We start from the raw sequence: 21,942 nt of genomic DNA, 5'->3' as shown, positions 1-21,942 counted from the left end.
CGGCCGCCGGATCGCGCCGCTGGTGGGCTCCGCGGGCGAGCCGGTCAGCCCTTGAGGAAGCCCACGTCCTGGAAGCGGGGGCTGGTGAAGCCGTACGCCCCGGCGCCGGCCACGCTGTTACGGACGGCCACCAGGTCGGGCCGCTGGTAGAGCGGAACGGAGTGGACCAGCTGCCAGATCCGCGCGTCGGCCTTCTGCAGCAGGTCACGCTGGGCCGCCGGGTCCAGCTCGGCGGCCGCCCGGTCGAGCAGCTGGTCGATCTCCTCGCTGCCGGTCCTGGCGTAGTTCAGGCCGACCACCGGCAGGCCGTCCGGGCCGGGCCGCGGCTTGGCGTACAGCGCGCGGTCCTCGCCGCCCGGGTAGCCGGTGGCCGGCCAGGAGAAAAGGGCCAGGTCGAAGTCGCCGGTGGCCAGGTGCTGCGCCACGAAGGTCTCCGGGGCGACCGCCTGCGGCTTGACCGCGATTCCGGCCGCGGTGAGCTCGGCGGCCAGCTCGTCCGCGGTCCGGCGGGCGGTGGCGGAGCCGTCCGGGATCAGCAGGGTGAGGCTCAGCTCCTTGCCGTCCTTGCTGCGGGTGGCGCCGTTCGCCCGCCACCCCGCCTGGTCGAGCAGGTCGGCGGCGGGGGTGTCGCCGAGGGCCGAGCTGTTGTCCCGGTAGCCGTCCTGGTCCGTCATCAGCAGGTGGTTGCCGAGCGCGGCGGCCTTGAGGCCGAGCGGGCCGAGCGCGGCGGTGGCGGTCTTCTGGCGGTCGACCGCGCGGGCGACGGCACGGCGGACGGCTTGGTCGGCCAGGGCGCCCCGGGAGGAGTTCAGGGTGAGCTGGGTGAAGGCGGCGGCGGCCGCCCGGTGCAGGGTGAGGCCGGGCAGCGCCTCGGCGCGCTTGAGGGCCTGCGCGGAGGCCTCGGCGGCGGCCGCCGCGTCCGGGGGCGCCGCGGAGCCCGCGCCGGCGGCCGGCACGGCGTGGTCGACGGAGGCGGTCAGCGCGGCGATGTCCAGCCGGTCCTGGTCCAGCGCGTCCAGCCGGTCGGCGGCCGGGACGGCCAGGAAGTCCAGCTCCTCGGCCTTGGCCGGCTCCCCCCACCAGCGCGGGTTGCGGGCCAGCGCGACCTTGCCGCCGGCCGCGTCGTACGCCGCCACGGTGAACGGGCCGGCCGAGGTCCTGAAGGTGTCGGCCAGCGGTTGGTTGAAGGCCTCCGGGGTGCCCGTGACGGCCGCCGGGTAGAGCGGGCTGAACAAGGCCCGCCAGGCCGCGTACGGCTGCGTCAGGACGACCCTGACCTCGTGCGGGTCGGCGCCCTGGGTGACCGACTCGATTCCGGCGTACCCGGCCGGGTGGTCGCTGTGGTAGGCCGGGTCGCTGCCGGACAGGGCCTTCCACTGGGCGGTGAAGTCGGCGGCGGAGACCGGGGTGCCGTCGCTCCACACCGCCTTGGGGTTGAGCCGGTAGGTGACGGTCTGCGGGCGCTGCCCCGGCGGGGTGGACTCGGCGGACACCAGGTAGTCCGGGTCGGCGCTGGCACGGGCGTGCGTATCGAGCCGGAACAGGCTCGGGAGCAGCGCGTGGGCCAGCAGCGCGGAGTCGGCGGTGGCCTCGGGCTGGTGGACGTTCAGGGTCGTCGGAACGGCGTCCACGGCCCACCGCAGGGTGCCGCCCTCACGGACGGTCGACCGGTCGGTGCCGCCGAGGTCGGCGGCGGCGGTTGAGGGTGCGGGGTCGTCCGAGCAACCGGCCGCGGTACCGGCCAGCAGCAGGGCGATGGCCACCGCGACGACCTGGTTGGCGCGCATGCGCTCCTCCGTCGATAGTCGGCCGACCCGAACAGACGGGTGGGATGACCACTGAAGGACACGCACGGGCCTGCCGCCCCGGCGACACGGCGGGGCGGCGGGGACAAACACCCGCCCGGGCTAGAGGGAGAGCTCGAACCAGACGATCTTGCCCTTGGGCGTCCGGCGGCTGCCCCAGCGCTCCGCCAGCAGGCTGACCAGTTGCAGGCCGCGGCCGCCCTCGTCGGTCTCCTGGGCACGGCGCTGCCGCGGCTGGGAGTAGCCGTCGTCCCAGACCTCGCAGACCATCGTGCGGTCCCGCAGCAGCCTGAGCCGGATGTCGCCGCGGCCGTGCCGCAGCGCGTTCGTGACCAGCTCGCTGACCAGCAGTTCGGTGGTGTCGACCAGCTCGTCCAGGCCCCGCACCAGCAGCCAGCGGCAGGCCAGCTCGCGGGCCTTGGCGACGGAGGTGAGCTCCGGCGGCAGCTTCCAGTCGCCGACCGAGTCCTCCGCCAGCGGCACGACCTTGGCCATCAGCAGGGCGATGTCGTCCTCGCCGTGGTGCGGGTTGAGCTCCTCCAGCACCTCGTCGCAGAGCTGCTCCAGCTCGCGGGAGCCGCTGTCCAGGGCCTCCCGGAAGGCCCGCAGGCCCTCGTCCAGCTGGTGCTTGCGGGACTCCACCAGGCCGTCGGTGTAGAGGCCGAGCACGGTGCCCTCGGTGAGGGACACCTCGACCTCCTCGAAGGGCTCACCGCCGACGCCCAGCGGCAGGCCGGGCGGCACCTCGACCATCCGGGCCGGCTCGCCCGGGGCGATCAGCGCGGGTGGCAGGTGGCCCGCGTTGGCGAAGACGCAGCGCTGCTTGACCGCGTCGTAGACGGCGTACACGCAGGTGGCCAGGTAGACCTCGGAGATCTCCTCGCCGGACTGGGTGTCGTCGCCCAGGCCCCGGGCGATCTCGTCCAGCGCCGAGAGCACCTCGGCCGGGTCCAGGTCGAGCATGGCGAGGGTGCGCACCGCCGTCCGGAGCTGGCCCATCGCGACGGCCGCGCGCAGGCCGCGGCCCATCACGTCGCCGATGACCAGCGCGGTGCGGCTGCCGGGCAGCGGGATGACGTCGAACCAGTCGCCGCCGACCTCGGTGTTGTTGTTGCTGGGCAGGTACCGGCGGGCGATCTCCAGGCCGCTGGCGGCCGGTTTGCCGGGGGGCAGCAGGCTGCGCTGCAGGATCAGGGCGCGCTCGTGCTCGCGGCGGTAGAGCCGGGCGTTGTCCACGCAGACCGCGGCGCGGGCCACCAGCTCCTCGGCGATGGCGACGTCGCGGGCGTCGAAGGGCTCGCTGCCGATCGCGCGGGAGAGCTGGACCAGGCCGAGGACCTGGTTGCGGGCGACCAGCGGGACGACCAGGGTCGAGCGCAGCAGTGGGTCCGGGCCGGGCTGCGGCACGGTGGAGCGGCCGGTGCGCAGCGCCCGGGCGTGCGGGGACCTGGGCGGGTAGCAGAGCGTGCCGCCGGCCTCGGCGACCTGGACGGTGCCGCCCTGCGAGCCGAACACCGAGGAGGCGTTGCCGACGCTGCTGCGCACGGCGACCCGGCGCAGCTCGCCGCAGCCGTCCAGGACGCCGGGTCGGCCGGTCAGCGGCCCGGCGTCGCCGGTCAGCAGGGCGGTGTAGAGGTCGACGTTGGCCACGTCGCAGAACTGCGGGACGATCACGTCGAGCAGTTCGTTGGCGGTGGTCTCCAGGTCGAGGGTGGAGCCGATGTGGCTGCTCGCCTCGTTGAGCAGGGCGAGGTTGCGGCGGACGCCCGCCGCCTCGCGCTCGGCGATGTGGCGGCTGGTGACGTCCTGCACCTGCCCGGCCACGCCCATCGGGTGGCCGGCCGTGCTGTTCAGCCGGTAGAGCGAGATCGACCAGGCCCGGTTCTCGTCCCGGCGGGCGAGCTCACGGCCGTCGCCGACCGGCCGGGCGACCGGCACCGCGCCGCTGAACCGCAGGTCGAGGATGGGGGCGCCGGTGCTCAGCACCTTGCGCAGGGCCACCAGCAGGCGTTCGGCCTCCCCGGCCGGGAAGACGTCCGCCGGGCCGAGCCCCTGGAGGTCCGGCGGGGCCAGGCCGACGGCGCCGGCGAAGGCGTCGTTGACCCGCTGGAGGCGCAGCTGCGGGTCGAACAGGAAGAAGCCGGTGGGGGTCTGGCCGAAGACCGCCTCGGAGGCGGCCAGCTCGGTCTCGATGGTGCGCAGCCGGCCGAGGTCGACGGCGAGGCAGGTGGCCCCGGGCGCGTCGCGGCCGGTGCTGGCCGGCATCACGTACAGCTCGGCGAGTCCCTCGCCGCCGGCCATGTCCCGGTACGGGGCGGTGCCGACCCACTCCTCGCCGTCGAGGATCCGCTCCAGCCGGGCCCGGCCGCGTTGCCACAGCTCGCGCGGGACGAACGTGGTGATCGGGTCGGCCCCGACCGCGTCGGTGGCGGGGAAGCCGAAGAACTCGGCGGCGCGGTCGCTCCACTGGCTGATCCGGCCGTCCGGGCCGATCGCGAAGGTGGCGACCCGGATGTAGTCGTAGATGGAGCCGGCCGCGCCGTGGCCCCAGCCGGGGGGCGCGGGTGCCGGTACCGGGCGACGCGCCCCGATCGGGGCACCCGGCTGACCGGGCACGGCGGCATGACCGCTGCCGCTCGTCGCGTTCCGCGCCGGGAGACTGTTCAACGGACCGACCCCTCCAACCCGTGCCCATCCGGATGTCGAGAAGACCGAATATTCGAAGTCCGAGTATTCATCATCCGGACGCGGGCGCACACGTCCCTGACATCACAACATCGAATCGGGCGGCTGAACCCCAGTCTCCGGAACGGGGCCGAGTCGGCCGGACGGCGGGACAGGACGGCCGGATCTCGACCCCGGATGGCGTGAACCGGTCGTCCGGGTGCGGTGCTCACACCTCCGGGTGGTCGTCGAGCAGGACGACCGGGTGCTCGCCGAACGAGAGATCCGGGTACTCGCCGAGCGGGAGCTCGAACCAGACCGTCTTGCCGACGCCCTCGGCCCTGGCCCCCCAGTGCAGGGCGAGCCGGCGCACCAGTTCCAGGCCGCGGCCGCCCTCGTCGCCCTCGGCCGCGTGCCGCTCCCGGGGCGGGTCGGGCAGCGGGTCGGAGATCTCCACCAGCAGGGTCTCGCCGAGGGTCAGCCGGACGCCGATCGGTGCGCTGGCGTACCGGACGGAGTTGGTGACCAGCTCACTGACCAGCAGCTCCGCGGTGTCGGTGAGGTGTTCCACGGTCCAGTCGGCGAGTGCGCCGCGGACCAGCCGGCGGGCCCGGGAGACGGCGGTGGGCTCGGCGGGCAGCGTCCAGCCGGCGGTCGGCACCCCGGTCTGGCCCCGGCCGAGCCGGGCCAGCAGCAGGGCCACGTCGTCCGGCTCACGGCCCTGCTCCATGGTGGCCAGCACCGCCTCGCAGGCCTGCTGGATCGAGGCGTAGGGCTGTTCCAGCACACTGAGCAGCCGGCCGAGCCCGACGTCCAGGTCCTTGTCGCGGGACTCCACCAGCCCGTCGGTGCACATCGCCAGCAGGCTCCCCTCGGGGATCTCCAGCTCGATCGACTCGAACGGGACGCCGCCGACCCCCAGCGGGGCACCCGAGGGCAGGTCGAGCACCTGGCCGACCCCGCCGGGCAGCGGTCCGCCGGTCCGCACCGGCCCGTCGACGCCCTCGCCCTTCGGCACGATCAGGACGGGCGGGATGTGGCCGGCCTTGGTGGCCACCAGCTTGCCGGTGGCGGGGTCGAAGACGGCGTACACGCAGGTGGCCAGGAGCGCCTCGTCGGGCCCCTGGGCCAGGTCGTCGGCCAGCTCGTGGACGTGCCGCAGCAGCAGCTCGGGGGCGAGGTCCAGGCCGGCCAGGGTGCGGACGGCGGTGCGCAGCCGGCCCATCGTGGCGGCGGCCCGCAGGCCGTGGCCCATCACGTCGCCGACCACCAGGGCGGTGCGGTCGCCGGGCAGCGGGATGACGTCGAACCAGTCGCCGCCGACCTCGGTGCCGCTGCTGCCCGGGACGTAGCGGTACGCGACCTCGACGCCGGTGGGCTGGGGCACCTGCTGGGGCAGCAGGGTGCGCTGGAGGGTGAGCGCGGCGGTGCGCTCGCGGGCGTACAGCCGGGCGTTGTCCAGCGAGGAGCCGGCCCGGTCGGCGAGCTCGACGGTGAAGGCCAGGTCGTCCCGGTCGAAGCCCTCCCGGTAGCCGGCCCGGCTGACCAGCAGCAGGCCGATCACGATGCCCCGGGCGCGCAGCGGGACGACCAGCCGGGAGTGCACCCCGAGGTCGTGGGCGGCCTGCACCTTGGGATCCCCGGGGTAGCTGATGTCACTCAACTCGTCGCTGCCCGAGAGAAGTTCGGGGACACCGCTGCGCAGTACCCGGCCGAAGGCGGAGTCCTCCGAGAAGGTGATCCGGGCTCCCCTGCGGAGCATCACCTCGACCTCGGGGCCGTCCTGGACGGAGGCGACGCCGAGTTGGAGCAGCGAGGTCCGCCGGTCGTGCCCGTGCCTGGGCAGGTCGTCACCGTGCGCGACCGCCCGCAGCAGGATCACGCCCGCGTAGTCGGCCAGCCGCGGCACCACGGCGCCGGCCAGTTCCTGCGCGATCCGGGAGGCGTCCAGCAGGTCGCCGACCCGGGAGCCGAACTCGTTGAGCAGCGACAGGCGGCGGCGGGCGTGCTCCACCTTGGCCACCGCGCGGTAGCGCTCCGTCACGTCCATGACCGTGCCGGAGATGCCGAGCACCCGGCCGGATCGGTCGGTCATCCGGCTGTAGGAGATCGAGCGGAAGCCGGAGCGGGCGGTGAGCGGCGAGGCCAGCGTCACGTCGATCACCGGCTCGCCGGTGGCCAGCACCTGGCGCTGGATCGCGGTGATCTCGTCGGCGGCCCGCTCGGGCAGGGTCTCGCCGGTGGTGCGGCCGACGTGGTCCTCGGGCAGGACGCCGTTCATCTCGGCCAGGGTCTGGTTGACGGCCGTGTACCGCAGGTCGGTGTCCAGGATCGCGATGCCGAGCGGGGACTGCTCGAAGAGCGCGTCGCGGACCGCGAGGTCGCGCTCGACGGCTCGCAGGGTGCCCGCGTCCGCGAGCGCGACCTGCAGGAACGGGGTGCCGTCGCCGTCCACCAGCAGGGAGATCCGGGCCTCCACCCGGACCTGCGCGCCGTCCCGGTCGGCCAGTTCGGTGAAGCCGTGCCAGCGGCCCTGCCGCAGGGTCTCCTGGATCGCCGCCCGGGCCTGCGTGATCAGTTCGGGGGCGGTCATCAGCTCGTCGATCCGCCGGCCGACCAGCACCTCGCTCGGCCAGCCGAGCATCTCCTCGGCCGCCGGGCTCCACAGCACCACCCGCCCCGCGGTGTCCAGGATCGCGATCGCGACCTTGACCACGTCGAACAGACTGCCCCCGGTGCGCTCCGGCGGCAGCCCGGTCGGCGGCGGCTCGCCGTGCGCGACCTGCGGGCCGACGGCGCCCGGGTACGCGAGCGTCGGCCGGCCGCGGACCGGGGTGCCGGCCCGGTCGGGGGCGGCGCGTTCGGCCGGGCGGTCGGCGGACGGGTCGGCGTCCGCCTCGGCGGCCCGGGAGGGGCGGGAGGGCCCGCGCAGCCGGGCCCGGGCCGCGGCCCCGCCGGGGGCGGCCGCGCCGCGCACGCCGGGCCCGGGAGAGCGCCGCGACCCACGCCGGGGAAGGCCGTGGGGCCGCCGCTCTCCCTCGCCGCTTCCCGTGCTCACCACCTACGGGGCCTCCGGCTTCCGGGCGGCGCACCGCGGCGGAACGCCGGGGTGCGGGCAGTCGCCGCGCCGGCGGCCGGGTGGCTCACCGATGGTGACGAATGCTGCCGAACAGTGACATACCCAGCAGAAGACGGTGCTATCCCGGCATCCGGGTCGTCTTTACCGATTGGCCCACCTGGACCGACGGCCGTGGTCCGGGGTCTGCTCCGCGGGCTCGACGAGCAGCTCCGCGACGTACGGCAGGACCTCCCGGTCGTGCTCCAGCCACTCGACGTCGTCCAGCTCGGCCGGGCCGAGCCAGCGCAGCTCGGAGTGGTCCTCCAGCGGCTGCGGCTCACCGGAGACGAGTTCGGCCGCCCAGATCCGCAGCTCCAGACCGGCCCGGACCGGCCAGCTTCCCGGCAGCTGCCGCAGTGCCCTGGCCCGCACGCCCAGCTCCTCCAGGAGTTCGCGCTCCAGCGCCTGCTCCTGGCTCTCGCCGGGCTCGGCCTTGCCGCCCGGGAACTCCCAGAAGCCCGCCACCGCGGGCGGGGCGCTGCGCCGCGCCGCCAGTACCCGGCCCCGGTGGATGAGGGCCCCGCCGACCACGATCCGCATCTCCATGGCCGTCCAGCCTAGGCCGACTCGGACTCCACCCAGTACAGCTGCTTGTGGCCGCGGGCCTCGTACTCGGCGGCGAGTGTCTCGGCGGCCGCGCGGGACAGGCCGGCCGCCACCAGGTAGCGGTTGCCGTTGTCGTCCTGGCGCATCACCCGAAAGGTCTCCACACCGCAGGACGGTACCGGGCCCGGCCCGGTGGGGGACAGGTCGGGCCCGGAGCAGAACTCCGACCATAGGCACGGTCTGCTACCGGCGGGTACGGAGGTGGTTAACAGCAGGTAAGCCGGTCGGCGTGCGGGAGGTGCGCGGGGAGCCGGACGGCAGGCCCGCCGGGCAGGCGCGGCGGGTGGCGCGAGACTACCGGAGCACGCCCGGGATGGACAGACCACAGGTGAACTCCCGGCAAACGGCGGGCTACGTCGTCTCACCCTTCGAGACGGAATCCGGCCGCCCGGAAACCCCCTCGCCCCGGCGGTACGCCGGCGGGGAGAATCACTCCATGGGAAAGACGTACGAACGGATCGGCGACCGGCTGCGGACGTTCATCGAGAGCCAGCCCGTCTTCTTCACCGCCACCGCACCGCTCGCCGGCGACGGGCACGTCAACCTCTCCCCCAAGGGCCGGTCCGGCACCCTGGTGGTGCTCGACGAACTGACCCTGGCCTACCTGGACTTCGGCGGCAGTACCGCCGAGACCATCGCCCACCTGCGGGAGAACGGCCGGATCACCCTGATGTGGTGCGCCTTCGAGGGGCCGCCGACGGTCCTTCGGGTGCACGGGCGCGGGGAGCCGGTGTTCCGGGACGACCCGCGCTTCAGCGGACTGCTGCGGCACTTCCCGCCCGAGGCGGACGGCGCGGGCCTGCGCGCGATCGTGCTGGTCCGGGCCGAGCGGGTGAGCGACTCCTGCGGGTTCGCCGTGCCGTTCATGGACTACCGCTCCGACCGCGAGCTGCACGCACAGTACTTCGGCCGCAAGAGCGACGAGGAGTTCGGCGGCTACTGCGAGGGCAAGCAGTACGTCGGCACCAGCCTCGACGGACTGCCCGCCCTCCCGCTGCCGCTGCCGCCCCGGCCGGCCTGAACCGGCCGGGGGGGTGGGCCGCCCGGCCCGCGTCAGGCGACGGTGAACCAGGTGGTGCGGGACTTCTTCCACTCGGCGTGGGTCAGGTCCTTGGCCGCGGTGCCGTCGTTGTACAGGTCCGCCGACCCGTCGTCGGTGATCAGCTGCGCACGGGCACCCGGCACGGTCAGGTCCGGCACGTCCACCACGGCCTCCCAGCCGCCGGCGTCGCTGGTCGGCAGGTCGGCGACCTTCACCGGCGCGTCGGCGCTCTGCCCGGTCCAGCGGTAGAGCGCGTACGGGTCGGAGTTGTCGTCGGCGGCCCAGGAGCCGGCGACGATCAGGTACTGGTCGGCCGCGTTCTTGCGGATGTCGCGGATCGACAGGCCGCCGAGGTCCAGCGTGATCGGGGTGCCGAAGGTGGCGTGCACCGAACCGCCCGCCAGCCGGTCGACGTTGGTGACCGGCACCAGCAGCGCCTTGCCGCCGTTCGCGGGCGGCACCAGCGGGGCGCGGAAGCCCACGTAGGCGGTGGTGGTGGAGCCCGGCGCGAACTCCAGGCCCTCGACGTTGAAGCCGTCGACCTGCTTGGGGATCTCGCCAGCGGCGGCGCCGGCCGCGAAACCGTAGCGGTTGCCGTTCGCCGTGTCCCAGGCGATCAGGTCGGCCCGCAGGCCCTTGTACGAGCCGCCCAGCGCGAGCTGGGTGCCGGCGCCGGAGCCGGTGATCGTGGTGGTGAACAGGGTCGCCCGGTCGGGCTTGATCTCGCCGTCCTTGTTGTTGCCCAGCGAGCCCAGCCAGTAGATCGTGTTGCCGACCCGGCTCGCGGCCTCGATGTCGATCTCCTTGGACACGCCGAGCGCCGAGGAGAAGTCCCAGGTGCGCACCGGCGCGCCGGAGGCGCTCCGGTCGTACAGGCGCAGCACGTTGGACTCGTCGTCCGCGACCACGATGTAGCCGCCGCCCGCGTCCACGGCCGCCGAGGCGTCGCTGGACCCGGTCAGGTAGCGGGCGTCCGCCGCGTGCTGCACGGCGGCCGAGGCCGCGTAGTGCAGGGTCTTGGTGGCGGTCCTGCCGCCGAGGCCGGTGACCTTGATCGTCAGGTCGGTGTAGCCCACGCCGCGCGCGGCCACCGTCAGGGTGCGGCTGCCGGTGGTGCCGGCCACCGCCACGTCGGTGGTCTTCGCCACGGCGGTCCTGCTGCTGGCGGAGGCGGCCACGGTCAGCGCGGAGACGTCCGCGCCGCTCTGGGAGACCGTCACGGTGACGGTGGGGTCGCCGGTGGCGCCGATCGCGCCGGAGAGGTAGCTCGCCGAGAGGGAGATGACGGGGGTGCCGTAGGTCACCGCGGAGGCGGGTGCGGCGAGCGCGGGGAGAGCGGACAGCACGAGCGCTGCGGCGGCGATACCGAGCGAGCTGGGACGGGACACCTGATGGCCCTTCGACTGACGTGGGGTGCGCGGTCCGGACCAGGGTGGGGGCGCCGGGCGAACGGCGGAGATACATCGACCGGCGGTTCGGCGAACAGCTCACCGATACCCGTACCGTTTCGGACGAGCCGACAGATTGGATCCGCGCCCATGCCCGCCACCCGCCCCCACGTGCTGCTCAGCGCCGCCGTCTCGCTCGACGGCCGGCTCGACGACGCCCGCCCCGAGCGGCTGCTGCTCTCCAACGCCGAGGACTTCGACCGGGTGGACGAACTGCGGGCCGCCAGCGACGCGATCCTGGTCGGCGGCAACACCCTGCGCCGGGACAACCCCCGGCTGCTGGTCAACTCCGCCACCCGCCGGGCGGCCCGGCAGGCGGCCGGCAAGCCCGCGTACCCGCTGAAGGTCACGCTCAGTGCGAGCGGCCGGCTGCCGGCGGGCCTGAACTTCTGGCACACCGGCGGCGACAAGGTCGCGTACACCACCGACTCCTCGGCACCCGGCCTGCGGGCGGAACTGGCCGGCCTGGCCGACGTGGTGGGGGTGGGCCCGCAGGTCGCGCTCGGCGCCGTGCTGGACGACCTCGGCGAGCGCGGGGTTGAGCGGCTGATGGTCGAGGGCGGCGGCAGTGTGCACACCCAGTTCCTGGCCGCGGGGCTGGCCGACGAGCTCCAGGTGGCCGTCGCCCCGCTGCTGGTCGGCCAGGCCGAAGCGCCGCGCTTCCTCGGGGTGGCCGACTACCCCGGCGGGCCCGGGCGGCGGATGCGGCTGCTGGAGGCACGTACGGTGGGCGATGTCGTTCTGCTCAGGTACGCCCCGAAGGAGTCCGCCCCGTGACCAGCCCCGAGACCGGCCCGGAGCCGGGCGACCTGCGCTGGCTGGCCCGCGCGGTCGAGCTGTCCCGCAACTGCCCGCCCTCCGCGACGGCGTTCTCGGTCGGCGCGGTGATCGTCGGCGCGGACGGTGAGCCGATCAGCGAGGGGTGGAGCCGCGAGGTCGACGCGCACAACCACGCCGAGGAGGCCGCCCTCGCCAAACTCGCGCCCGGTGACCCCCGGCTGCGCGGTGCCACCGTCTACAGCTCGCTGGAACCGTGCGGACAGCGCGCCTCCCGGCCGCTCACCTGCGCCCAGCTGATCATCGCGGCGGGCATCCCCCGGGTGGTGGTGGCCTGGCGCGAGCCCGAGCTGTTCGTCGCGGCCTGCCAGGGGACGGCGCTGCTGACCGCCGCCGGCGTGGAGGTGGTCGAGCTACCGGAGCTGGCCGAGGCGGCCCGTGCGGTCAACGCCCACCTGTGGGACCGCCGGTGATGCCGGACCGATGATTTTGTACTCTTGGGGAACAAACAAGCGCCCCGGGAGGCCCCGCATGTCCGCCGCCACCATCCTGTCCGTCCGCGCCCTGCTCTTCGACATGGACGGCACCCTGGTCAACTCGGACGCCGTGGTGGAGCGTTGCTGGCGCCGCTGGGCCGAGCGCCACGGACTCGACGCGGACGCGGCGATGGAGGTCGTGCACGGCCGCCAGGGCCACCTGAGCATGGCCATCCTGCTGCCCGACCGGCCGATGGAGCAGAACCTGGCGGAGAACCGGCAGATGCTGGCCGAGGAGACCGCCGACGTCGACGGCGTGGTCGCCGTCCCCGGCGCCGCCGCGCTGCTCGCCGCCGTCGACGGCCTGCCGCGGGCGCTGGTGACCTCCGCCGACGAGGCGCTCGCCCGGGTCCGGATGGGCGCGGCCGGACTGCCGCTGCCGGAGCTGCTGGTCACCGCCGAGTCGGTCGGCGCGAGCAAGCCCGACCCGGAGGGCTTCCTCAAGGCCGCCGCCGCCCTGGGCGTCGACCCGGCCGACTGCCTGGTCTTCGAGGACTCCGAGGCCGGCGTGGCGGCCGGGCGGGCCGCCGGCATGCGGGTGGTCGGGGTCGGCCCGCGCGCCGCCGCGCACGGGCCGACCGTCCACGTGGACGACCTGACCCGGATAGCCGTGGAACCGCGGCAGGACGGCTCGATCCTGCTCCGGATCGGCTGAGCCGCCCGCCCGCACGCCGGGCGGGGCCGTCACGTCATGACGGCTGGGCCGTCAGGAGGTGGCGGCCGGGAACACCGCGTCGGCCAGGCCGAACACGTACGACATGTTCGCGCCGCCGACGCCGGTCGGGTTGAGCGAGTAGACGATCTTCCGGCTCAGGTCCTTCGTCGCGAACACGCCGTTGGTGTACCCGGGCCGGGAACCGGTCTTGCCCCAGAGGTCGACGCCGTTGATCTGCACGTGCTCCAGGCCCTCGCTCATGCAGGCGCGGCCGCCGTTGCCGTCCGGGGTGGTCGAGCAGTGGCTGTTCTCGTGGTTCGGCACGTCCGGGACGGTGAACAGCCGCTGCTGCTGGGCCCGGGGCAGCAGACGCCCCTTGAACAGCGCCGTGAAGAAGCGGTCGAGATCCGGCGCGCTGGAGATCAGTCCGCCCTCCGCCCACGGCCACGGGCTCTGCTCGGTGACGTCCTCCTGCCGTGAAGTCCCGTCCGGGCCGGGCACGGTGAGGTAGACGCGCGCGGCCGGACGGGCCAGCCGCAGGTCGCTCGCCGCCGGGACGGCGGTGTCGCGCAGGCCCAGCGGCCGGATGATCCGGTTCTGCACCTCGTACGCGTAGCCGTGCCCGGTGACCTTCTCGATCAGCAGGCCCGCCACGAAGGTGTTCATCCCGTTGTACTGCTGCGCGGTGCCCGGCTCGAAGCGCAGCGACTCACCCGCCATGCTCGCGACCACCTGCTGCGGGGTGACGCTCTGCGCCCGGTGCTCGACGAACCAGGCGTTGGTCCCGTCGCCCCAGGCACCGCTGGTGCCGTTGGGCAGTCCGCTGGTGTGGTCCAGCAGTTGGCCGACCGTGATCGGCGGCCAGCCGGCGGGCAGGACGCCCGGCAGGTAGCGCTGCACCGGTGCGTCCAGGTCCAGCCGGTGCTCACCGGCGAGTTGGAGCACCACGGTGGCCGTGAACACCTTCGAGATGGAGCCGATCCGGAACCGGCCGTCGACGTCGACCGGACGGCCCGTCGTCAGGTCGCCGCTGCCCCAGGTGGTCTCGAAGCCGCCCGCACTGCCGGACACCCGTAGCAGGGCGCTGGTCAGATCGGCGTTCGGCAGCGCGGGCAGGGCCCGCCGGATCGCCGCCCCGTCCAGCGGCGGCAGCCCGGCCCCGGGCGCCTTCGCTCCCGGCCCGGCGGGTTCGGCCGCCACGGCCGGGGCGGCGAGGCCGGCCGTCAGCGCGACGAGCAGCGCGCCGGCGGCGGCCGGCCTGGCCCAACGGGCGCGATTCACCGTGGTGTTCATGTTCCGAGTACCCCCGAGCGACTGCTTCGGACCGGCGTCTCCGATCCCGCGACCAGCCTGCCCGGGCCCGCCCGCCCCGCCATCCGGGTTCGCCCCCGAACGACCCCCGGCCCGACCCGGACGCACCCCCGACCCGGAACCGGCCTTCCCTCAGGGCCGGTTGCACTCCGCCCCGGCCGGATCCGCGGCGAACCGGCGCCCGGACTCCTGCGCCTGCGCGAGCCGCCGCAGGCTGAGCAGCACCGGCTCGTACAGCACCGTGAGCGCGACGGCGGCCTCGACCTGCGCCATCGGGTCCCGGAACTCCTGCACCATGTCCAGGTCGTTGACGCCCAGCTGCTCGGCCGCCCGGGCGTACGGCATCAGGTGCGCGAGGCCGGCCGGATAGCCGAGCCGGGTCAGCGCGGCGACCGCCGCGACCAGCCGGGTCGCACTCGTCCAGTACTGGGAGTCCCCCGTGAAACTGCTCGCCTACGCCTACGCCTCCGCCCGCGAGCAGCTGCACCGCCCGGCCTGGAGCACCTTCAACCGCCGGGCCCGCGAGGCCCGCGGCAAGGTCGGCGTCTGGCACGAGACCTACATCGTCCGGGCCGGCTCCTACGAGACCGTCTACGTCGACATGCCCCCGTACGGCCTCGCCGCCGCCACCGCCCCGGTCCCGGTCGGCCACCGCGGCGAACGGGTCACCCAACGCCTCGGGCCCCGCCCGGCCGCCTGACGCCGCCGGGGGCGGAGCCTTGCCCACACAGAGCCACAGACGTACAGTTTCTTGTACCTAGAGGAAGGCGAGCCATGAAGACGATGACCTATTCGGAGTCCCGCGCACGGTACGCCGAGGTGCTCAACGCGGTCACGGACGACCGCGAGGAGATAGTGATCACCCGCGCCGGGCGCGAACCGGTGGTCATCGTCTCGCTGGAGGACTACGAATCCCTCAAGGAGACCGCTTACCTGTTGCGCAGCCCTGCCAACGCCCGCCGCCTCCTGGCCTCGATCGACGAACTGGAGACCGGCGGCGGGACCGTACGGGAGCTGGCGGACCCGGAGTGAAGATCACCTTTGCCTCCCGGGCCTGGGAGGACTACCTGTGGTGGCAAGTCCAGGACCGCAAGACACTCAAGCGGATCAACACGCTCATCGCCGATGTCGCACGCAACGGCAACGAAGGGATCGGCAAGCCGGAACCCCTCAAGCACGGGTTCCAGGGGTACTGGTCCCGCCGGATCACCGATGAGCACCGACTCATCCACAAGGTCACGGACGACTCCATCCTGATCGCCCAGTGCCGCTACCACTACGAGAGCTGACCCGGGGCCGCGGTCCTCGCCCACGACCGGGCACGGCGGACGGCGATCCGGAGAATCCGGCACGGGAGAGGACCCACCGGAGAAGACCGAGGGCCGGAGAAGACCGAGGGGCCCACCCCGAGCAGGTGGACCCCCTCCGACCCGCCGCCACGGCAGGTCGCCGGTGCGGAATTCGCGGTTGCTCAGACGTTGAAGCGGAACTCCACCACGTCGCCGTCCTGCATGACGTACTCCTTGCCCTCGATGCGGGCCTTGCCCTTGGCGCGGGCCTCGGCGATGGAGCCGGTCTCGACCAGGTCGTCGAAGGAGATGACCTCCGCCTTGATGAAGCCCTTCTGGAAGTCGGTGTGGATGACTCCGGCGGCCTCGGGGGCGGTGGCGCCCTTCTTGATGGTCCAGGCGCGGGTCTCCTTGGGGCCGGCGGTGAGGTAGCTCTGCAGGCCGAGGGTCTCGTAGCCGACGCGGCCGAGGGTGGCCATGCCGGTCTCCTCCTGGCCCATCGACTGGAGGAGTTCGAGGGCCTCGTCCTCGTCCATGCCGATCAGCTCGGACTCGATCTTGGCGTTGAGGAAGATCGCCTCGGCCGGGGCGACCAGGGCGCGCTGCTCGTCCTTGAACGCCTCGTCGGTCAGCTCGTCCTCGTCCACGTTGAAGACGTAGAGGAACGGCTTGGTGGTGAGCAGGTGCAGCTCACGCACCGAGGAGGCGTCGAAGCCGACCTCGAACAGGGTCTTGCCGGACTCCAGGACCTTCTGGGCCGCCTCGGCCGCCGCCAGGGTGGCCGCGGACTCCTTCTTCAGGCGGGCCTCCTTCTGGAGGCGGGGCAGCACCTTCTCGATCGACTGCAGGTCGGCGAGGATCAGCTCGGTGTTGATCGTCTCGATGTCGTCCTTGGGCGAGACCTTGCCGTCCACGTGCACCACGTCGGGGTCGACGAAGGCGCGGATGACCTGGCAGATCGCGTCCGACTCGCGGATGTTGGCGAGGAACTTGTTGCCCAGGCCCTCGCCCACGCTGGCGCCGCGGACGATGCCGGCGATGTCCACGAAGTCCACGGTCGCCGGCAGGATCCGCTGCGAGCCGAAGATCCCGGCGAGCTTGGCGAGCCGGGCGTCCGGGACACCGACCACGCCGACGTTCGGCTCGATGGTGGCGAACGGGTAGTTGGCCGCCAGCACGTCGTTCTTGGTCAGGGCGTTGAACAGGGTCGACTTGCCGACATTCGGCAGACCGACGATTCCGATCGTGAGCGACATGTAGCGATGTCCCGTGGGCTTGGAGGGAGGTGGAGCGGCACCGGTCCGGGCCGATCCCCCAGTCTACGGGGCGCGGTCAGGACGCCTTGTCGGGCTCCGGGAACTCGTGCCCCCCGGCCTCGGCCTCCAGGAACTCCAGCCGGTTGCCGAACGGATCCGCCGAGTGGAAGCGGCGGTAGCCGGGGAAGTCGTCGTCCCGGACGACCGGGATGCCGTGCTCCTCCAACCGGGTGGCCAGCTCGTCCAGCGAGCGGACCAGGATGCCGGGATGCCCCTTCGCCGAGGGCACGTGCCCGGCGACCACGCCGAGGTGCACCTCGACGCCTCCGCCCCGGAACCAGCAGCCGCCGCGGGCCGCCAGCACCGGCGGCTTGGCCAGCTCGGTCATCCCCAGGACGCCGGCCCAGAACGCCCGGCAGCGCTCCTCCGTGCCGGCCGGGACGTCCAACTGGACGTGGTGCAGGCGCTCGAACGTGAATCCGGCCATGTCGATCCCCTCCCCTCGCGTGAACCGTCACGCGACCGCCGAGCGACCCTACTCCCGGATCCGGACACGGAAGAAGCAATCCGCGGGCATTACACAGTGTGGCGATGATCGGACCGTACGTTGGGCGGGTGGAGCAGAGCATCCGTACCCAGCCGCCCGGGCCGAGACGGCGGCCGCCGACAGGTGCCGCCGCCGAGGCCGCCGTACCGGGGCCCGCCGCGCCCCCCGACTCCCGCCTGCGCACCGCCTCCGGCGGCCGGGCCACCCCCCGGCTGCGACTGCGGCTGGCGACCGACCGGCGCAGGCGGGGCGGCCCGCCCACCCGGCTGACGGGCAGCGGCACGGGCGTGGCCGCGGTGGGGGCCACCCTGGCGGTCGCCGCGGCGGACCGGCTGCTCTTCGGCGACCTCGGGGTGCTGTTCGGGCTCGGCTATCTGGCGATCTGCTTCCAGCTCGCCGTCCGGGTCCGGCTGCCGGACCTGCCGGCCGCCCCGATCAGCGGGCCGATCGCCTTCGCGCTGGCGCTGGTGTTCTGGCAGCCCGTCGACGCGCACGGCATCACCGGCCAGGTGGTGGCGCTGGCCAGCGGGCTGGCGCTGCGGGCCGGCTGGCTGTTCGCCGGCACCGGGCTCGCGGCGCTGATCGTGGCAGCCCGGTTCCTGGCGCAGCGCCGGATCCGCCGGGCCCGGTAGCCGGCCGGCGGCCTCCGCGCCGGCCGGGACTGCCGGGACTGTCAGCGCCGCTCAGCCGGCCTTGGCGGCCGCCATCGCCGCGCCGACGATCCCGGCGTCGTTGCGCAGCGTGGCCGGCACCAGCTCGGCCTCACGCCGGGTGAGCAGCGGCAGGAACTTCTCGTGCTTACGGCTCACCCCACCGCCGATGATGATCAGCTGGGGCGAGAAGAGCCGCTCCACCAGTTCGAGGTACTCGTCCACCCGCTCCGCCCACTGGGGCCAGCTCAGGTCGTGCCTCTCCCGCACGGCCGAGGACGCCCGGAGCTCGGCGTCCTTGCCGCGCAGCTCCAGGTGGCCGAGCTCGGTGTTGGGCACCAGGGCGCCGTCCACGAAGAGGGCGCTGCCGATGCCGGTGCCGAAGGTGAGCACCAGGACCACCCCGCCGTGTGCCCGCCCGGCGCCGTAGGTGAGCTCGGCGAGACCGGCGGCGTCCGCGTCGTTGAGCACGGTGGCCGGCAGCCCCAGGGCGTCCTGGAACATCGCGGCCGCGTCCAGGCCGATCCAGCGCTTGTCCACATTGGCGGCGGTGCGGGTGTGTCCGCCGACGACCACGCCGGGGAAGGTCAGGCCGACCGGCCCCTGGTGCCCGAAGCGCCGGACCACCTCGCCGACCGCCTCGACCACCGCCTCGGGCGAGGAGGGCTGCGGGGTCAGGACCTTGTGCCGCTCCTGGGCGAGGGCGCCCGCGTCCAGGTCGACCGGTGCGCCCTTGATCCCGGATCCGCCGATGTCCACACCGAATACCGTCGCCATGCCACCCTCCGTTATCCACAGCCTGTGCACAAACGTACGGGCGCAGGACCGCCCCCGCCTGCTGATACCCCGGCCCGGGCAGCACGACGCCCGGGTCCCCTCGGGGGCCCGGGCGCGGTGCGGCGTTCGGTGCGGGGAGCGGCCCCGCGGAGGATCAGAGCTTGCCGGCGGCCTCGGCGCGCAGGTCGCGGCGGAGCTCCTTGGGCAGCGAGAAGATCAGGTGCTCCTCGGCGGTCTTGACGGTCTGCACGTCGGCGTAGCCGCGCTCGGCCAGGAAGGTGAGCACGCCCTCGACCAGGATCTCCGGCACCGAGGCGCCGCTGGTCAGGCTGACCGTGGTAACGCCCTCCAGCCAGGCCTCGTCGATCTCGTCGGCGAAGTCCACCAGGTGGGCGGCCTTGGCCCCGTACTCCAGGCCGACCTCGACCAGGCGGACGGAGTTGGAGGAGTTCCGCGAGCCGACCACGATCAGCAGGTCCGTCTCGGGGGCGATCTGCTTGACCACCACCTGGCGGTTCTGGGTGGCGTAGCAGATGTCGTCGCTGGGCGGGCTGACCAGCAGCGGGAAGCGCTTCTTGAGCTCGCCGACGGTGGCCATGGTCTCGTCGACCGACAGGGTGGTCTGGGACAGCCAGACGACCTTGGACTCGTCCCGGACCTTGACGTTGGCCACGTCCTCGGCGCCGTCGACCAGGTGGATGCGGTCCGGGGCCTCGCCCATCGTGCCCACGACCTCCTCGTGGCCCTCGTGGCCGACCAGCAGGATGTCGTAGTCCTCGGCGGCGAAGCGCACGGCCTCCTTGTGCACCTTGGTCACCAGCGGGCAGGTGGCGTCGATGGTGGCGAGCTTTCCTGCCTTGGCCTCGTCGTGCACGGACGGCGCGACGCCGTGGGCCGAGAAGACCACGATCGAGCCCTCGGGCACCTCCTCCGTCTCGTCGACGAAGACGGCGCCCTGCTTCTCCAGGGTCTGCACGACGAACTTGTTGTGGACGATCTGCTTGCGGACGTAGATCGGCGCCCCGTACTGCTCCAGGGCCTTCTCCACGGCGATCACGGCGCGGTCGACGCCCGCGCAGTAGCCCCGGGGGGCGGCGAGCAGGACACGGCGCTGAGCAGTGGTGGACATGGCTCCATCGTACGGGTCCCGGCCTGGCCGGCTCGCGGACGGCGGCGGTGTCCGCGGGGCGGGTCGGGTCGGGCGCCGGTGCGGGCCGGGCGCCGGTGTGGGTGGGCGGCGCTAGCCTCGTACGCATGGCCAATTCCAGCTCACCCGAAGCGCCGATCCCGGTCGGCAAGGTCTCCGCGCTGATCGGGAGCTGGATCGACCGGCTGGGCGAGGTGTGGGTCGAGGGGCAGATCGCGCAGCTGAACCGGCGGTCGGGGGCCGGGATGGTGTTCCTGACCCTGCGCGACCCGGACCGGGACGTCTCACTGACCGTCACCTGCTTCCGGTCCGTCTTCGACCAGGTGGCCGAGGTGGTGCAGGAGGGCTCCCGGGTGCTGGTGCGCGCCAAGGCCGAGTGGTACACCGCGCGCGGCTCGCTGTCGCTGCGGGCCTCCGAGATCCGGCTGATCGGGCTGGGCGAACTGCTGGCCCGGCTGGAGCAGTTGAAGAAGCGGCTGGCCGGCGAGGGGCTGTTCGCGGCGGACCGCAAGCGCCCGCTGCCGTTCCTGCCGCACCGGATCGGGCTGGTCACCGGCCGCGGTTCGGCCGCCGAACGGGACGTGCTGGAGGTGGCCAGGCGCCGCTGGCCGGCCGTCCGGTTCGAGGTGCGCAACGTGCTGGTGCAGGGCGCAGGCGCGGCCGGCCAGGTGGCCGCGGCCGTCCGCGAGCTGGATGCCATGCCCGAGGTGGACGTGATCGTGGTGGCGCGCGGCGGCGGCAGCGTGGAGGACCTGCTGCCGTTCTCGGACGAGGACCTGATCCGCACCGTGGCCGCGGCCGTCACGCCGGTGGTCAGCGCGATCGGCCACGAGCCTGACCAGCCGCTGCTGGACTTCGTCGCCGACCTGCGGGCCGCCACCCCGACCGACGCCGCCAAGCGCGTGGTGCCCGACGTCGGCGAGGAGCTGGCCCGGGTGCACCAGCTGCGCGACCGCGCCCGGCGGCACATCACCGCCCGGGTCGAGCGCGAGCAGGCCGGCCTGGAGGGGGTGCGCAGCCGGCCCGTGCTGGCCGCGCCGCACCGGCTGGTGGAGGGCCCGGCGGCCGAGGTGACGGCGCTGCTGGAGCGTTCCCGGCGGGTGCTCGGCCACCGGCTGGACCACGCCGAGACGGACCTCGGGCACACCCTGGCCAGGGTGGTGGCGCTGTCCCCGCTGGCCACGCTGGAGCGCGGCTACGCCGTACTGCAGAAGGCCGACGGCACGGTGGTGACGGATCCGGCGCAGGTGGCGGCGGACGAGCGGCTGCACGTCCGGGTGGCGAAGGGCGGCTTCGGGGTGAGCGCGGACGCGGGCTGAGTGCCGCCGCCCTGTCGGCGCGAGGCCCTACGCTGGCGCCATGGCAGAGCAGCAGAGCACGGTCGGCGCCGACGACAGCCTGGGGTACGAGCAGGCGCGGGACGCGCTGCTGGAGGTGGTGCGGCGGCTGGAGGGCGGCGGCATCCCGCTGGAGGAGTCGCTGGCCCTGTGGGAGCGCGGCGAGCAGCTGGCGAAGGTGTGCCAGCGCTGGCTGGACGGGGCCCGGGCGCGGCTGGACGCGGCGCTGGCAGCCGAGGGCGGCACACCGGAAGCGGAGTGACCCGTATCACATCCAGGCCGAGGAATTGTTTAACATTCACAGACCGTTGTGGACTGGCGAACGGCGTACCGCGCCGCGAACGCCTCCTCCGCAACGCCCCGTGACAAGGTGACCAGCATGACTCTCGCCCTCGACGCCGCCGCCCAGGACCTGCTCTTCCGCGAGGCCCGGACCGCCAACACCTTCACCGACGAGCCGGTGAGCGACGAGCAGGTCCAGGCCATCTACGACCTGGTCAAGTACGCCCCGACCGCGATGAACCAGCAGCCGCTGCGGATCACCCTGGTCCGCAGCCCCGAGGCCCGCGAGCGCCTGGTCAACCTGATGTCGGACGGCAACAAGGCCAAGACCGCCGCTGCCCCGCTGGTCGCGATCCTCGCCCAGGACAACGAGTTCCACCACGAGCTCCCCACCCTGTTCCCGCACTTCCCGCAGGCCAAGGACGTCGTCTTCAGCGAGCGCCCGGCCCGCGAGGCCTCGGCCGCGATGAACGCCACCCTGCAGGCCGCGTACTTCATCATCGGCGTCCGCGCCGCCGGCCTGGCCGCCGGCCCGATGCTCGGCTACGACGCCGCGGGCATCAACAAGGAGTTCTTCGCGGACGGCGACCACTCGGTCGTGACCGTGATCAACATCGGCAAGCCGGGCGAGGACGCCTGGTACCCGCGCTCCCCGCGTCTGGCGTACGACGAGGTCGTCACCACCGTCTGATCGC

Annotated in this window: 21 protein-coding genes and 1 pseudogene; 10 read left to right on the top strand and 12 right to left on the bottom strand. The window is 73.7% G+C overall.

Annotated elements, in window-relative coordinates; all coding sequences use genetic code 11:
• Positions 1-44: 44 nt before the first annotated feature.
• The 5 genes from OG871_RS23095 to OG871_RS23075 form a co-directional block, all read right to left on the bottom strand.
• On the bottom strand, positions 45-1,787 hold the full coding sequence (locus tag OG871_RS23095) for an ABC transporter family substrate-binding protein (protein ID WP_371498885.1): 1,743 nt from the start codon (positions 1,785-1,787) through the stop codon (positions 45-47).
• 120 nt (positions 1,788-1,907) lie between these two features.
• Positions 1,908-4,421, bottom strand: a complete 2,514-nt coding sequence (locus tag OG871_RS23090) for a SpoIIE family protein phosphatase (RefSeq protein WP_371498884.1) — start codon at positions 4,419-4,421, stop codon at positions 1,908-1,910.
• Between the two features lie 277 nt (positions 4,422-4,698).
• The gene (locus OG871_RS23085) at positions 4,699-7,446 is read right to left on the bottom strand and encodes a SpoIIE family protein phosphatase (protein ID WP_371498883.1); all 2,748 of its coding nucleotides are present in this window, start codon (positions 7,444-7,446) and stop codon (positions 4,699-4,701) included.
• Positions 7,447-7,689: 243 nt separating this feature from the next.
• On the bottom strand, positions 7,690-8,133 hold the full coding sequence (locus tag OG871_RS23080) for an NUDIX domain-containing protein (RefSeq protein ID WP_371498882.1): 444 nt from the start codon (positions 8,131-8,133) through the stop codon (positions 7,690-7,692).
• Positions 8,134-8,144: 11 nt separating this feature from the next.
• Positions 8,145-8,297 (bottom strand): hypothetical protein, encoded by a 153-nt coding sequence (locus OG871_RS23075; protein ID WP_371498881.1) that lies wholly within the window; start codon positions 8,295-8,297, stop codon positions 8,145-8,147.
• 332 nt (positions 8,298-8,629) lie between these two features.
• Here OG871_RS23075 and OG871_RS23070 point away from each other — a divergent pair, with 332 nt between their 5' ends.
• Positions 8,630-9,214: a pyridoxamine 5'-phosphate oxidase family protein gene (locus OG871_RS23070; RefSeq protein WP_371498880.1), complete on the top strand. Its 585-nt coding sequence runs from the start codon at positions 8,630-8,632 to the stop codon at positions 9,212-9,214.
• 32 nt (positions 9,215-9,246) lie between these two features.
• On the opposite strand, the gene OG871_RS23065 is transcribed toward OG871_RS23070, so the two are convergent.
• Positions 9,247-10,599, bottom strand: coding sequence for a DUF3616 domain-containing protein (locus OG871_RS23065; protein WP_371503393.1), 1,353 nt, complete (start codon positions 10,597-10,599; stop codon positions 9,247-9,249).
• A gap of 174 nt (positions 10,600-10,773) precedes the next feature.
• On the opposite strand from OG871_RS23065, the pseudogene OG871_RS23060 reads away from it, so the two are divergent.
• Together OG871_RS23060 and OG871_RS23055 are read left to right on the top strand one after the other, a co-directional pair.
• Positions 10,774-11,933, top strand: a pseudogene (locus tag OG871_RS23060) (dihydrofolate reductase family protein).
• A 58-nt stretch (positions 11,934-11,991) separates the two neighbouring features.
• Positions 11,992-12,651 carry an HAD-IA family hydrolase gene (locus tag OG871_RS23055; protein ID WP_371498879.1) on the top strand — a complete coding sequence of 220 codons (660 nt, stop codon included), beginning with the start codon at positions 11,992-11,994 and terminating at the stop codon, positions 12,649-12,651.
• A gap of 51 nt (positions 12,652-12,702) precedes the next feature.
• Here OG871_RS23055 and OG871_RS23050 read toward each other — a convergent pair whose 3' ends face one another.
• On the bottom strand, positions 12,703-13,944 hold the full coding sequence (locus tag OG871_RS23050; RefSeq protein WP_371498878.1) for a serine hydrolase domain-containing protein: 1,242 nt from the start codon (positions 13,942-13,944) through the stop codon (positions 12,703-12,705).
• A 150-nt stretch (positions 13,945-14,094) separates the two neighbouring features.
• On the bottom strand, positions 14,095-14,307 hold the full coding sequence (locus OG871_RS23045; RefSeq protein WP_371498877.1) for a hypothetical protein: 213 nt from the start codon (positions 14,305-14,307) through the stop codon (positions 14,095-14,097).
• Between the two features lie 94 nt (positions 14,308-14,401).
• Between OG871_RS23045 and OG871_RS23040 the strand changes: the two genes are divergently transcribed.
• The 3 genes from OG871_RS23040 to OG871_RS23030 all read left to right on the top strand — a co-directional run bounded on the left by OG871_RS23040 (position 14,402) and on the right by OG871_RS23030 (position 15,251).
• Positions 14,402-14,662, top strand: a complete 261-nt coding sequence (locus tag OG871_RS23040) for a monooxygenase family protein (protein WP_371498876.1) — start codon at positions 14,402-14,404, stop codon at positions 14,660-14,662.
• A 74-nt stretch (positions 14,663-14,736) separates the two neighbouring features.
• Complete coding sequence (locus OG871_RS23035) at positions 14,737-14,994, top strand: type II toxin-antitoxin system Phd/YefM family antitoxin (protein WP_371498875.1); 258 nt, start codon at positions 14,737-14,739, stop codon at positions 14,992-14,994.
• Positions 14,991-15,251 (top strand): Txe/YoeB family addiction module toxin, encoded by a 261-nt coding sequence (locus tag OG871_RS23030; RefSeq protein WP_371498874.1) that lies wholly within the window; start codon positions 14,991-14,993, stop codon positions 15,249-15,251. Before OG871_RS23035 ends, OG871_RS23030 begins: the two co-directional genes overlap by 4 nt.
• A gap of 182 nt (positions 15,252-15,433) precedes the next feature.
• On the opposite strand, the gene ychF is transcribed toward OG871_RS23030, so the two are convergent.
• Positions 15,434-16,507: a redox-regulated ATPase YchF gene (ychF, locus tag OG871_RS23025; protein WP_371498873.1), complete on the bottom strand. Its 1,074-nt coding sequence runs from the start codon at positions 16,505-16,507 to the stop codon at positions 15,434-15,436.
• Positions 16,508-16,583: 76 nt separating this feature from the next.
• On the bottom strand, positions 16,584-16,994 hold the full coding sequence (locus OG871_RS23020; protein ID WP_371498872.1) for a VOC family protein: 411 nt from the start codon (positions 16,992-16,994) through the stop codon (positions 16,584-16,586).
• A gap of 128 nt (positions 16,995-17,122) precedes the next feature.
• Here OG871_RS23020 and OG871_RS23015 point away from each other — a divergent pair, with 128 nt between their 5' ends.
• Entirely contained in the window at positions 17,123-17,686 is a 564-nt protein-coding gene (locus tag OG871_RS23015; protein ID WP_371498871.1) for a DUF6542 domain-containing protein, read from the top strand.
• 51 nt (positions 17,687-17,737) lie between these two features.
• Here the strand turns inward: OG871_RS23015 and ppgK are convergent, their stop codons facing one another.
• Positions 17,738-18,481: a polyphosphate--glucose phosphotransferase gene (gene ppgK, locus OG871_RS23010; RefSeq protein WP_371498870.1), complete on the bottom strand. Its 744-nt coding sequence runs from the start codon at positions 18,479-18,481 to the stop codon at positions 17,738-17,740.
• A 154-nt stretch (positions 18,482-18,635) separates the two neighbouring features.
• Positions 18,636-19,610, bottom strand: a complete 975-nt coding sequence (locus OG871_RS23005) for a 4-hydroxy-3-methylbut-2-enyl diphosphate reductase (protein WP_371498869.1) — start codon at positions 19,608-19,610, stop codon at positions 18,636-18,638.
• A 125-nt stretch (positions 19,611-19,735) separates the two neighbouring features.
• On the opposite strand from OG871_RS23005, the gene xseA reads away from it, so the two are divergent.
• From xseA to OG871_RS22990, 3 genes are all read left to right on the top strand, one after another.
• Complete coding sequence (xseA, locus tag OG871_RS23000) at positions 19,736-20,947, top strand: exodeoxyribonuclease VII large subunit (protein WP_371498868.1); 1,212 nt, start codon at positions 19,736-19,738, stop codon at positions 20,945-20,947.
• A gap of 40 nt (positions 20,948-20,987) precedes the next feature.
• The gene (locus OG871_RS22995; protein WP_371498867.1) at positions 20,988-21,227 is read left to right on the top strand and encodes an exodeoxyribonuclease VII small subunit; all 240 of its coding nucleotides are present in this window, start codon (positions 20,988-20,990) and stop codon (positions 21,225-21,227) included.
• Between the two features lie 117 nt (positions 21,228-21,344).
• Complete coding sequence (locus OG871_RS22990) at positions 21,345-21,938, top strand: malonic semialdehyde reductase (protein ID WP_371498866.1); 594 nt, start codon at positions 21,345-21,347, stop codon at positions 21,936-21,938.
• Positions 21,939-21,942 lie beyond the last annotated feature (4 nt).

Source organism: Kitasatospora sp. NBC_00374 (assembly GCF_041434935.1).
Lineage (GTDB): Bacteria > Actinomycetota > Actinomycetes > Streptomycetales > Streptomycetaceae > Kitasatospora.
This window is presented reverse-complemented; position numbering and strand designations above follow the sequence as displayed.